Here is a 13,513-nt window from a genome sequence, read left to right on the forward strand (position 1 = left end):
TTATGACAAGCATACTTCGTTCCTATGCACCAAATCAGACGATCATTGGACATCATGGCAAAACTTTAGTCCAATGGCATGCAAAAAGCCCTTAACCAATAAGGTTAAGGGCTTAAACTCGCTTGCATCCGCTGTGGATTACGAGCTTATTTTATTCTGTTGATACTGCTCCAGCGAGATCAATACTTCCCTTGGTTTGCTCCCCTCGTAAGGACCAATCACGCCTCGGGCTTCCATGGAGTCAATCAAACGTGCTGCACGTGTATAACCGACCCGCATTCGACGCTGCAGCAGAGAGACCGAGGCTTGCTTTGCCTCCAAAATAATCTGCACCGCCTGTTCATATAACTCATCCTGTACTTCATCTGCTGCCTGAACGGAATCATCCACCTCAGGCACAATGGATTCGTCATACTGTGCTTCACCTTGGCCACGCACGTAATTCACGATATTTTCAACTTCCTCATCACTCATGAAAGCGCCTTGTACACGAACCGGCTTCGAAGCTCCCATTGGCATGAACAGCATATCTCCACGACCCAGCAGTTTCTCGGCCCCACCCATATCCAGAATCGTTCGGGAATCCACTTGAGAGGATACACCGAAGGCAATCCGGGACGGGATGTTGGCTTTAATTACACCTGTAATAACATCTACAGAAGGACGCTGAGTGGCAATAATCAAATGGATACCGGCGGCACGTGCCATCTGAGCCAATCGGGCAATCGCGTCTTCCACATCACCTGCGGCAACCATCATAAGGTCTGCCAGCTCGTCCACGATAACAACGATATAAGGCAACACTGCGGCTGGATTGTCCTTCATGAGATTGTTGTACCCTTCAACGTTACGTGTACCCGATTTGGAGAACAGCTCATACCTTTTCTCCATCTCAACGACAATCTTTTTGAGAGCAAGTGAAGCTCTTTTGGGATCGGTTACGACAGGTGCCATCAAATGCGGAATACCGTTATATACGTTCAGCTCGACCATTTTGGGATCGACCATCAGAAATTTCACTTCATCCGGCTTCGCTTTGTACAGGATGCTGGTAATAATTCCGTTAATACATACGGATTTACCTGAACCCGTCGCACCAGCAACCAGCAAATGGGGCATACGAGCCAGATTACCGATAATCGTCTGTCCGGAGATATCTCGTCCAAATGCGATAGTCACTTTGGATTCGGCATCCTGGAATGTGGCTGTCTCCATGACCTCCCGCATCGTTACAACGGATACCTCTCCATTAGGCACCTCAATACCTATAGCAGATTTGCCGGGAATAGGTGCTTCCATCCGGATATCCTTTGCCGCCAGGGCTAAAGCAATATCGTCTGTCAGGCTTACAATTCTGCTGACCTTCACTCCTATATCCGGTTGGATCTCATATCGTGTAACAGCAGGTCCTCTGACCACTTCAAGAACTTTGGCGCGAACACCGAAGCTTTCCAGCGTTGCTTCCAGCTTGCGAGCAGTCTGCATATAATCCTTCTGGTCGCCACTCTTGCCTCCATTATTGGGCTTGGAAAGAAGTCGGAACGACGGAAGCTTATAAGGTTTCGGAGGTGGTGGTGGCTTAACAGGTTGCACTTCCTGCCCCTCCGTATCCGAACCTTGAGCCGCATTGCTCAACGTAGACTCAACGTCTGAAATACCGTCCACAGCATCCATCACATCTGCTCCAGCATTCGCGGTTTCAGCCCACTCATTAGTATCCAGTATTTCATCTGAAACCTTGATTGGAAGCTCTTCTCCCTGCATATTAGCCGTTAGATCCTCTGGAAAAGGATACGCATCATCCAGATCATCATCTTTACTCGCATCCTCTGCTCTGACGTGTTCAAAGAAGTCACGGATAATTGGAGCTGAACTAGATCTTGATTGCACAGCAACAGCTGCTGGAGCCGTTGTATCAGATGCGGTGATTGGCCCGTCTTGCCATGCATCTGCAAGGTTTTCCTGCTCTGCTCGGTAGACAACATGTTCCGTGTCTGAAGAATCATCCTGATCCAACTCACGCTCAGCCTTCATCCGTTCCCGATCAGAACCCCATTTTCCAAATAATTGGAAAAATATAGGTGATTTTCGTTTCGGTAGCTGCTGATCATGCATTTCATCGTCATCATCTTCCTCGTCGTCCACTACTGGAACAGGCACCACTTTACGGACATTCCCACTTTTCTTGCCCGCAGAGCTTGAAGCGGTACGAGTTGCCGGTCTAGCCTCCAGCCTTTTGTACATCGCACTTCCTGCATCCCATATCTTCGTTCTGAAAATGCGGATCAGATCGACATAAGAAAGATTGGTAATCAGCATGAAACTGATAATGAACATGACGATCATAATCAAACGTGCACCCAAGCTGCCAAACAACCACAAGAACAAGGCAAATTGCGCCGCTCCGATATAACCGCCGCTAATGTCCTTATTGAGCATGGAATCCCTTTCGCCTGGCGCAGCAGGCGTGAGCAGCTCGGTTTGCATATCATTATGTATCTGTGTAAGTACAGCACCAGGCTCAAGAGCTCCAACCGGTATAAGCTTCTGGTGCATGGCAGAGACGGTGCTCATCAGGGTTAAGGCGAACACCAGCAATACGAGCCCTGTCTTGCGCGTTGTCCAGCCGCTTGGCCATTTTCGATGAATCATCACCATTAAGCCATAATAGATCCCTATAAGCGGAATCGCAAAATAAAACTTCCCAAGCATTAATCCAAACATCTTGGAAAGCGATCGTCCTACGGTTGCTTCACCCGACAAAGCGATGACGGCAAGGGTTATAAGCACAATGCCGTAAATTTCATATTTTAAAACGCCGCTAAACGCTGCGGCCTTTTTTTTCCTCTTTTTTCTTCTGGCCAAAATCAGGTCACCCCCAGAAGAATATTATACCATACAAATATAATCCGTACATATGTTCTTTTTCTGCTCAATTTGTCTCATTTCGTCGTGTTATGTTGGTCCCGGGTTACCCGAAAGCGGAACGATAGATCCGGGCATATTGGCGGGATTCAGATAAGCTTCCAAGGGGCATTCAAGTAAACGTACAATGACAGCCTCATGTTCATTAACAGGTCTGACCTGCATCAATAACCCATTCATCTTGATCTCCCGGGTGTCTTCTCCCTCATTCCACATCCCTGACCATAGTAGTTCAGGTGGCATCACTGTGTAGAGTGTCATTGGGTATAGCCCCCTGCCTGCAGCGTCTGTCTCTTGTCTCCGATGAGCTGATTCAACTGGGCAATGGCCTGACCAATCCCGCCTACGGCATCCATCAATCCGTATTTGACCGCATCAGCACTTCCCACAGCTGTTCCGATATCCCGGTTGAGTTCGCCTGTCTTAAACATCAGTTCCTTGAACATTTCTTCAGAGATATTCGAGTGCGACGTAACAAATCTGACAACACGTTCCTGCATCTTCTCCATGTACTCAAACGTCTGAGGCACACCAATAACGAGTCCGTTCATGCGGATCGGATGAATGGTCATTGTTGCACTACCCGCGATTAGCGAATAGGTTGAGGCAACCGCGATCGGAACTCCGATGCTATGCCCTCCTCCAATGACGACCGTAACTGTAGGTTTACTGAGTGAAGCAATCATTTCAGCAATAGCCAAGCCCGCCTCCACATCTCCGCCTACCGTGTTTAAAATGATCAGAATGCCTTCAATTCGCTGGTTCTGCTCTGCTGCAACCAGCTGTGGAATGATATGTTCATACTTTGTTGTTTTGTTTTGCGGAGGTAAAATTAAATGTCCTTCCACCTGACCGATGATGGTCATGCAGTAGATGTTCGATTCAGCTGCGGGGGACTGCGTCTGTCCAAATTGCTGAATGGCTTCCGTTACAGGAGACATGGTCTTTTCCTCTTGTGCAGGTACTTCTGGTGCCTCGATGCTCGGTTGTTCCGATTTAGGTGTTTGCTTGTTTTTCATGTATTCGCTCATTCGATTACTCCCCTTCTCCAGAAACATGTAATGTATTTCCTTAGTATGGGGAATGTTCCAGCTGACTTATACCCGATTACTCATCAATTTCTCCTTAATCTGGTGTAGAACCAGAAAACAACAAAAAAAGCCCCTTCTCTACGAGGAACCGTCCAATATTACTCGTAGAGAAGGGGCGACTGTGTGCCTGAATTTATGTTTTGTTTTGTTTTGTTTGATTTATTTTAAACTTCCATAATGATAGGCAAAATCATCGGTCTACGACGAGTTTGCTCATACAAGAAGCGTCCGAGTGCATCTTTAACATTCGTTTTGAGTGAAGCCCATTCGTTAACGTTCTCACTCATCAACTTCTGCAATGTGCTGCTGACGATGCGATTGGCTTCATCAAGCAGTCCTTCCGATTCGCGTACATAGACAAATCCACGAGAGATAATGTCCGGACCGGAAACAATTTTGCCATCCTGTTTGCTCAGCGTTACCACGACAACCAGAATACCATCCTGCGACAGCAATTTACGGTCACGCAATACGATGTTACCTACATCGCCTACACCCAAACCGTCGATCAACACGTTACCTGCAGTAACTTTACCTGCCTTACGAGCGGCTCCGCCTTGAATTTCAACCACTTCACCGATATCCGTAATGAAAATGTTATCTGGATCAATGCCTACAGATTCAGCCAGTACCGCGTGGCGGCGCTGCATACGGAATTCACCGTGAATCGGCAGGAAATATTTCGGTTTCATCAGGTTAAGCATCAGTTTCAGCTCTTCCTGGCTACCGTGACCAGATACGTGAACGCCACTGTTTGCACCGCTGTAATGCACGTTGGCACCCAAACGGAACAGTTCGTCAATCGTACGGCCTACATATTTCTCATTACCTGGAACTGGTGTTGCTGCGATAATTACGGTGTCTCCAGGTAGAATATCTACCTTACGGTGAGTGGAACGAGCCATACGTGTCAACGCTGACATCGGCTCGCCTTGGCTACCTGTGCAGAGAATTACTACACGGTCAGCAGCCATTTTGCCTACTTCTTCCGGCTCAATGATCATGCCGTCTGGAATCTCAAGGTAACCCAGTTCAGAAGCAATGCCCACCACATTTACCATACTGCGTCCAATAACTGCGACTTTACGTCCAGTTACTTCAGCTGCATTGATAACCTGTTGAATCCGGTGTACGTTGGAAGCAAATGTTGCTACAACGACACGTTGGCTTGCTTTGCGGAAGATGTCTTCCAGAACGATACCCACATTTTTCTCCGAAGGTGTAAATCCAGGTTTCTCTGCGTTGGTACTATCGGACAAGAGGGCAAGTACGCCATTCGTTCCGATCTGAGCCATACGCTGGAGATCTGCATACTGACCATTGACTGGAGTGTGGTCAAATTTGAAGTCACCTGTATGAACAACTGCGCCTTCCGGTGTTTCGACACATACGCCGACGGAATCCGGAATACTATGGTTAGTAGCGAAGAACGTTGCTTTTAATACAGAGCCGAGTTGAATCTCGGAATCCGCATCAATCAGGATGCGCTTTGTTTCACCCAGCAAATTGGCTTCTTTCAGCTTGTTCTCCACAAGTCCGAGAGTCAGCCTTGTTCCGTATACCGGAACATTCAAGTGTTTCAGAACATATGGCAGACCACCGATATGATCCTCATGTCCGTGAGTCAAAATAATCCCTCTTACTTTGTCACGGTTTTCAGTCAGATAAGAAATGTCAGGAATGACAATGTCGATTCCAAGCATATCTTCTTCCGGGAATTTAAGACCAGCATCTACGACTACAATGTCGTTCGCGTATTGGATGACGTACATATTTTTACCAATCTCGCCTACGCCGCCCAAAGCAAAAATCATCAGTTTATCGTTGTTATTTTTCTTAGACAAATGAATCTAAACCTCCTATGGTAGTTGGACGTCGTACCTTATTATTTTATTGTAAGTTAAGAAAAGCAGTCCATCACACCCATGCCCGTAAATAGGGATGAATGCAAAAGAGCACCTTTATTCACGATATTTGGAAGAAGTTCTTCGAAGTTATTCCCCTTCACCCACAAGATGGATTCTGAAATGATCCTTCTTAGCCGTTCCTTCCTTTTTCACCACAAAGCCACACCAAGAAACGATGTCGCTTTCAATTTCAAAAAAATACCGCACCCAGTCACTTGACATCATTATACATGATTAAAAACAAAAAAAACAAGTCACTCTCTCGTTAACCCCTACGTTTACCCACAGTTGTGAAAAGAAACCTAACAATTGTCGTCAAAAAAAAGAACCGCCTCCTCTTAACGCGGAGCGGTTCTTCTGTCATTTTTATAGTTTATAAAAGTTAACAATTTTAGTTCCATATCCGCATGCTTACTCGTTTAACAGCCTACGAATAAACTCTTGCTCATCCTCTGTTGGGGCAATAAGCGGAAGGCGTACGGATCCTACGTTCAGACCTCGCAATGTAAGAGCGTATTTCACCGCCACAGGGTTCGGTAAAGGCTGCGGGCACTCGAATAGGCCTTTGAACACCGGAAACAACTTCTGATGAATCTGAGCCGCCTGTACAGGCGCTCCACCGAAGAAGGCATCAATCATTTGTTTCATCTCAGCGCCTACCACATGACTCGCAACGCTAACAATCCCATAAGCGCCTACAGCTATGGCAGGCAAGCCAGCAGCGTCATCACCGGAATACACCTTAAAATGTTCCGGTGCCCCCGCAGAAATCTGCGTGACTTGCTCCAAAGATACACATTCCTTCGTAGCTACAATGTTAGGAATCTGAGCCAAACGAAGCGTTGTTGCAGCCGAAAGACTGGCTGCGGTACGCCCAGGAACGTTATATAACATAATTGGTAGTTTCGTTGCGTTAGCGATCGCTTCAAAATGTCTATACATTCCCTCTTGACTTGGTTTGTTGTAATAAGGAACAACCAGCAAAACGCCATCTACGCCAGCACGTTCAGCGTCCTGAGTCAGATGGATTGAATGGGCGGTGTTATTGCTACCTGTTCCGGCAATAATTTTGCACCGTCCAGCCGCATGTTTTACTGCGAATTCGAATAGCTCTATTTTTTCTTTGTCGCTTAGCGTGGGAGATTCTCCAGTTGTTCCTGAAACAACGAGCGTCTCAGACTTCTGATCTTCAATCAAATAGTCAATCAGACGTGCAGTTTCCTCCCAATGGATCCCCCCTTGTTCGTTGAACGGAGTGACCATTGCTGTAATCAATCTTCCAAAGTCCAATTCGATTCCTCCTTCAAAACAGGTCCGGCTCGCTGACTTCGGCCTCCCTACAAGTGAAGTTCGAATGAGGCGTGAAGTGCCCTCAGAGCTTGAACCATATCTTCTTTTTTCACAAGTACCCAAATCGTTGTATTGGAATCTGCAGATTGCAGGATCTGGATATCTGCCAGTGTCAGGGATTCCACGATCCGTGCCATAATGCCTGGCACTCCGTTAATACCTCCACCAATGACGGAAACTTTGGCGCAACCGGAAAGACTTTGCGGTTTAAGACCAATTTCCTGCAGTACCTGTATAGCTTTCTCGGAATCACTATCGAAAACGGTATAGACAACTCCCAAGGGGGTAACATTAATAAAATCTACGCTAATTGAGTTCTCTGCCATCGTTTTGAACACTTTCAGCTGTAAACGATCTGCACCGCCCGGCACTTCCACCGTTATTTGCGTAACATTACTTACATAAGCAATCCCTGTTACATATCGGTCAATTATGCCTGTCTGCACGTCCTGGAATCCTTCTGGATGCGTAACCAGCGTCCCTTCGCTATCAGCAAAGGTAGACCGTACACGCACTGGAATCTGGGATTGCATTGCAATCTCGACTGCACGTGGATGAATTACCTTGGCCCCTTGATGAGCCATATTACATATCTCGGCATAGCTCACAACAGTTAACGGGCGAGCATCTTCCACGATCCGTGGATCTGCTGTCAATATCCCATTTACATCCGTGTATATGTCCACCATCTCAGCTTGTAATGCTGCACCAAGAGCTGTTGCCGACGTATCGCTTCCCCCACGACCAAGTGTCGTAAAGTCACCGTTCTCAGTCTGCCCCTGGAACCCTGTAACAATGACAACACGCCCAACCTGAAGCTGCTCCAGCACACGAACAGGACGGACATCCAAAATTCGGGCATTCCCGAAATTGTCGTCCGTCACAAAACCTGCTTGTGCACCGGTCAGCACTGTAGTTGGAATGCCTTCATGTTCAAGCAAACTGCTCAAAGTCGTCGCAGATATAATTTCACCACAGCACAGCAGTAAATCCTTTTCGCGTGCAGATAGTGCATTTCCGTTCTGTGCAGTCCAATCCAGTAGCGTATCCGTAGCATAAGGATCGCCGCGGCGACCCATCGCTGACACAACGATGACCAGACTCAAACCTGCTTCAAGTTCACGTTTAACATGACGGAGCACATGCTCTCTCGCCTGAACGGTAGAGAGAGACGTACCTCCGAATTTCTGTACCATGATGCGCATCTTTATTCCTCCATTTGTGTACGCAAGAAGACTGGACACGGGTCAATTCAACAAATGGATCACCCTAGGGAGCGTTCCGATGCGATAATTTCAGCAATTTATACGGCATTTCATGCCGCTCCTCTTTGGAGATTTTGTGTAACCATCCCCAAATGAAGGCCGCGGTTGTTATCGAGATCATGACGCACACGTTTCCCGTGCACTCATCCCGCTTGCCTGACCTAATCGTTTGCAAGCAGGATTGCCCTTTTGATGAAAGGAACGTGGGCACAGGTAGCTGTTCATGCCAGCATAACGTCCCCATGATTTTCTTTGTCTCTCGAACCATCTTCATTTCTTCAAGCGTATAACCGTTATCCCCGTAACTAAGTCTGTACAGAATCATGTCTGAAAACATGTTACGTTGGACCTAAGAAACTATTAAGCCTGTGCAGAACGCTGCACAATCATTGGCTGCAACTGTTTGCCTTCAAGCGCGCTCCAGCATGCCTCCGGAATGAGCTCCATTTTAGCCACTAACGAGTTTGGTTTTTTCACCGGGTCATCCTGCCCAAAGGGCACGAAATACAGATATTTGGCCACAAGCAGCTTGGCGATGTTCGCAGCATTCAACCCAAGACCGTCATTTGTGGAAATAGCGAGTACCAGCGGACGCTGATTTCGCATCTGGGCTTTGGCTGCCATTAAAACCGGACTGTCCGTCATCGCGTTAGCCAGCTTACTCGTCGTGTTGCCTGTGCATGGAGCAATTACGAGCACATCAAGCAACTTGGAAGGACCTAACGGCTCTGCCTCAACAATTGTAGAAATGATATCATTCCCCGTTATATCTTTCAACTGTTTTTGCCAATTTTGCGCGGTCCCGAAGCGTGTATCCGTAGTCAGAACCGAATTGGAAATAATCGGGACAACATTGGCTCCTTCGGCTACAAAGCGGCTAATCACCGGCATAACCTCTTCAAACGTACAATGAGAACCTGTAATTGCGTAACCTACCGTTTTTCCCTGCCAGTTCATTGTTCAACCTCCCGTGCGTTTTGTTCTTCCAAAAGCAAACGGATTAAAACGTCGGCAATAATGCCGCCAGCCGTTTTGGGAGCAACAATGCCGGGGAGGCCAGGCGCAAGCAGCGCTTTGATACCGCGTTTTTCGGCATACCTGAAATCACAGCCGCCAGGAGCGGATGCGAGGTCGATAATGACTGCTTTTTGCGGCATTTTGGACAGGATTTGTGCTGTGATTATCATAGTCGGTATCGTATTAAAAAGCAAGTCAACATCCCCGGTTTGAGCGGCCAAATCCGTTGTCATGAAAGGCTTCCAGCCCATTATCGCTGCTCGAGCAGCATCCTCTTCACGCCTGATTCCCACCCGTACTTTTGCTCCAAGTCCCTGAAGCGTTTTGGCCATTGTGAAACCTGTTCGACCCAAGCCGAGCACAATGCATTCCGAGCCGTGGATCGTGAAGTCCGTCTCCTGAATCGCCATGCCAATGGCGCCTTCGGCTGTCGGAATGGAGTTGTAGAGCGCGATATCATCACGATCAAGTACTTCAACAAGCCGCAGACCATTTTCCCGGCATAGATCACGTAAAAAAGGCTTCGCCATGCCAGTGAACACAATACAATGCTCCGGCAATGCCGCAATATGTTCCTTTTTCAAAAAAATTGAAGTATTACTGAACGAAGTACTCACTTTTCCCTGATCATCACACCCAACTACAGGAAGCACCAGTACATCTGCCGAAGCAAATACATCGTCCTCCAACTCCTGATGTTCAATACCCGGAATGGAATACTCCAGCTTATCGAAGCCCACCACGCTTACCGTAGCATCCAGCTCTGCGCACTTTTGAATGACTTCAAGCTGCCGTGCATCTCCGCCCATGACTATAATCCGGACACCGGTCAGCATCGGGACGTCACTCCTTTCACCACATGTATGCCTTATCGTATGCAGTGGCCCACAGCGGGGTGAAACAATTAAATTCAAGCATCCAAAGAAACATATCCTCTAACGTTCAAAACAGAAAAAAAGAGCCGCCCCCATTGGGGACGACTCTTCCAGAGCAAGCTCAGTAAATTAAATTATGAAACTCTTTTTACATCATATGCGCCGAACCAGCTATATCTCGGAACCATTATTTACCGGTATGACCAAATCCGCCTTCTCCACGTACCGTTTCCGATAGTTCAGCTACCTCTGTTAATTCAACTGCTGGAACGGTTTGAAAGACGATTTGGGCAATACGCTCCCCACGAACAATTGTGAATGGCTCCTGACCCAGGTTGATCAAAAGAACCTTAACTTCACCCCGATAATCGGCATCAATGGTGCCTGGTGTGTTCAGACAGGTAATCCCGTGTTTGAAAGCCAGTCCGCTGCGAGGGCGAATCTGTGCCTCCAATCCAGCTGGCATCGCCATTGCGAGTCCCGTAGGAATCAAAGTACGCTGACCCGGCTGCAGCACTACCTCTTCCTGCAATGCCGCAACTACATCAAAGCCGGAGGCCAGCTCTGACATTTTTTGAGGCAATTTAATATCTTCATTGCCCGGTAACTTTTGAATTTGAACGTAATGCAACAAAATCATCCCTTCTTAATCCAGCGATCGTACGATCCGAAGCACCGACCATAGCGAGCGCAAACGGCTCAGCAAACATCAGGTCCAGCACAGCATTAACATCGTCCATCGTCACTTCTTCAATTTTAGCAATCATTTCGTCCAGCGTATGGTGTCTGCCCAGCATCAGCTCGTTTTTGCCCAGGCGGTTCATTCGGCTGCCTGTGCTTTCCAAACTGAGGATCAGACTGCCTTTCAGCTGTTCTTTTCCTTTGCGCAGCTCATCTTCAGATAAACCATTTACAGCCAGATCATGCAGGACCTCTTTGGTCAGATCCAGCACTTCCTTCGTCTGTTTCGGGGCTGTACCTGCATATATGGTGAAGAGTCCACTATCGGCATGCGAACTATGATACGAATAAACGGAGTAAGCCAGACCACGTTTCTCCCGAATTTCCTGGAACAGTCTGGAGCTCATTCCTCCGCCTATCGCATTGTTCAGCACGACCATAGCGAACTGAAGCGGATCTCCAATTTTACATCCCGGGAACGAGATACAGATGTGATTTTGTTCCGTTTTCTTTTTATGAAAGAGTTGTCCGCTCTGGAACGCAGGTAGCGTGACTTGTTCAGCTACACCGTTGATATCAAAAGCACCAAAATGCTTTTCCATCAAATCGATTACACTGTCATCAATATTACCAGCGATACTAATAACGGTATTCTCAATCGTATAGTGCTCTTTCATATATGCACGCAGATGGCTGGAGTCCATCGCCTTGAGGCGCTCTTCGGTACCCAGAATCGGATAAGCCAGCGGATGCTCACCATAAGCAGCCAAAGCCATAAGATCATGGACCATGTCATCCGGCGTATCCTCATACATCGATATCTCTTCCAGAATGACGTTTTTCTCCTTGAGCAATTCACCATCATCCATTTTGGAGCGGAAGAACATATCCGACAACACATCCACTGCTATTGGCAGATGTTCATCCAATACTTTGGCGTAATAACAAGTGTATTCTTTCGAAGTGAACGCATTGACGTTACCACCAATTGCATCGAACTGCTCCGCAATCGCCTTGGCATCATAACGATCCGTTCCCTTGAACAACATGTGCTCAATAAAATGGGATACTCCGTTGTTTGCAGGCTGCTCATTACGAGAACCTGTCTTGACCCATATTCCAAATGACACGGAACGACAGGTCGGGATCTGTTCCATAACAACTCTGAGGCCATTGCCCAGCTGAATTTTTTTCACGGTTGGCCCTCCTACATCTCTATAATTGCCTAGATTTCAACGCGAGATCGAAATCGACATTTGGTTCCAACTGTTTGATATTAACAAAAAAACATCATTCACTCAACCGCTGAACCCTTCAACCGCTCGGATGACAACGTTTGACTAACGGTTCCAAGCGTCAAACCCTTGGCCCGTATGGAATCAATCATTCCTTTTAGAGCTCCTGAAGAAGCAGCCGTAGGATGCATTAGAATTAATGTGCCGGCTTCCACGTTTTTGGCGATCTTGGCTACAACAGAATCAGAACTCGGTTTGCGCCAATCCACGGTATCCAGAGTCCAAAGTACCGTTTGCAGTCCCATCCCGGAAGCAATGTCGACTGTTTGTTGATTAAAATCACCGGATGGCGGAGCAAACCAGTGGTTCTGCACACCCAACTTTTCTTTGAGCAGATCCTCGGTTTTACTGATTTCCAACTTGGCCCGCTCCGTACTCAACCGACTCATGTTCGGATGTGAGTATGCGTGATTCGATAACTCATGTCCACGCTTTTGGATTTCTTTGGCCAGTTCCTCGTTTTTGCTCAGCCAGCTGCCATCCAGAAAAAAAGTAGCTTTGACTTTTTCAGCATCAAGCGTATCTAGCATCGGGATAATGAATTCATTGCCCCATGCTACATTTATCATAAATGATACCATGGGTTTTTCGGGATTTCCCCGATAAATCGGGTGTGCACCCAAATCTTTAAGCTGAATTTCAGGTTCAGTCTGCCGATAGACATATGCTATCTTCGTATTCAGCGTCCCACCAAGCGCCTTGCGATACGTGGCCTCCACATCGATCTCTATCCCGTTATACCCGGGTATCGCTTTCCAAACCCGATCCACTCTGGCATTTACCGGAGCGATTTTCGTTTCGGCTGCTTTATCCCGGATCGCCGACAACAGCTGATCTTCTCCGGTTGCCTCTTTAAACATATCAAATGCATTTTGCGTGCCTGGCCCATCACGAATTTCCGTAATGTATGTACGTACACTGCCCACTTGTCCGACCATTATGACAGCTGCCATACCTACCATGACAGCCGCCAGCATTTTGGATTGGTTTTTCACAGCTCCATCCTCCCGCCGTCTTTGTCCCCATCATATGAGGACAAGGGCAAGAATATGAATAAAACAGGCTGTTCATGTAAACGATCTTCAAAGCTGGATTCAAAGGCTTTAA

The 13,513-nt window shown here is 47.2% G+C and carries 11 protein-coding genes; all 11 read right to left on the bottom strand.

From position 1 onward, the window contains the following. Positions 1-138: 138 nt before the first annotated feature. Positions 139-2,865, bottom strand: a complete 2,727-nt coding sequence (locus Q0V21_RS12575; RefSeq protein WP_301879219.1) for an FtsK/SpoIIIE family DNA translocase — start codon at positions 2,863-2,865, stop codon at positions 139-141. A 90-nt stretch (positions 2,866-2,955) separates the two neighbouring features. Beyond that, positions 2,956-3,186 (bottom strand): YlzJ-like family protein, encoded by a 231-nt coding sequence (locus Q0V21_RS12580; protein WP_024630275.1) that lies wholly within the window; start codon positions 3,184-3,186, stop codon positions 2,956-2,958. Further along, on the bottom strand, positions 3,183-3,956 hold the full coding sequence (locus tag Q0V21_RS12585) for a ClpP family protease (RefSeq protein WP_179132694.1): 774 nt from the start codon (positions 3,954-3,956) through the stop codon (positions 3,183-3,185). Before Q0V21_RS12585 ends, Q0V21_RS12580 begins: the two co-directional genes overlap by 4 nt. Before the next feature lie 224 nt (positions 3,957-4,180). Beyond that, positions 4,181-5,860, bottom strand: coding sequence for a ribonuclease J (locus Q0V21_RS12590; RefSeq protein ID WP_024630273.1), 1,680 nt, complete (start codon positions 5,858-5,860; stop codon positions 4,181-4,183). A 474-nt stretch (positions 5,861-6,334) separates the two neighbouring features. Continuing rightward, on the bottom strand, positions 6,335-7,213 hold the full coding sequence (gene dapA, locus Q0V21_RS12595) for a 4-hydroxy-tetrahydrodipicolinate synthase (RefSeq protein ID WP_301879220.1): 879 nt from the start codon (positions 7,211-7,213) through the stop codon (positions 6,335-6,337). 47 nt (positions 7,214-7,260) lie between these two features. After that, complete coding sequence (gene dapG, locus Q0V21_RS12600) at positions 7,261-8,478, bottom strand: aspartate kinase (RefSeq protein WP_301879221.1); 1,218 nt, start codon at positions 8,476-8,478, stop codon at positions 7,261-7,263. Between the two features lie 420 nt (positions 8,479-8,898). Further along, the gene (locus Q0V21_RS12605) at positions 8,899-9,495 is read right to left on the bottom strand and encodes a dipicolinate synthase subunit B (protein WP_024630269.1); all 597 of its coding nucleotides are present in this window, start codon (positions 9,493-9,495) and stop codon (positions 8,899-8,901) included. Beyond that, the gene (dpsA, locus tag Q0V21_RS12610) at positions 9,492-10,391 is read right to left on the bottom strand and encodes a dipicolinate synthase subunit DpsA (protein ID WP_079346921.1); all 900 of its coding nucleotides are present in this window, start codon (positions 10,389-10,391) and stop codon (positions 9,492-9,494) included. The genes Q0V21_RS12605 and dpsA overlap by 4 nt, the downstream gene beginning before the upstream one ends. A 226-nt stretch (positions 10,392-10,617) precedes the next feature. Then, positions 10,618-11,064: a dUTP diphosphatase gene (dut, locus tag Q0V21_RS12615; RefSeq protein ID WP_024630267.1), complete on the bottom strand. Its 447-nt coding sequence runs from the start codon at positions 11,062-11,064 to the stop codon at positions 10,618-10,620. Continuing rightward, complete coding sequence (locus tag Q0V21_RS12620) at positions 11,024-12,307, bottom strand: M16 family metallopeptidase (protein WP_301879223.1); 1,284 nt, start codon at positions 12,305-12,307, stop codon at positions 11,024-11,026. Before Q0V21_RS12620 ends, dut begins: the two co-directional genes overlap by 41 nt. A gap of 98 nt (positions 12,308-12,405) precedes the next feature. Beyond that, positions 12,406-13,383, bottom strand: a complete 978-nt coding sequence (locus Q0V21_RS12625; RefSeq protein WP_301879552.1) for a polysaccharide deacetylase family protein — start codon at positions 13,381-13,383, stop codon at positions 12,406-12,408. Positions 13,384-13,513 lie beyond the last annotated feature (130 nt).

Source organism: Paenibacillus sp. 11B (assembly GCF_030487755.1).
Classification (GTDB): Bacteria; Bacillota; Bacilli; order Paenibacillales; family Paenibacillaceae; genus Paenibacillus; species Paenibacillus vandeheii.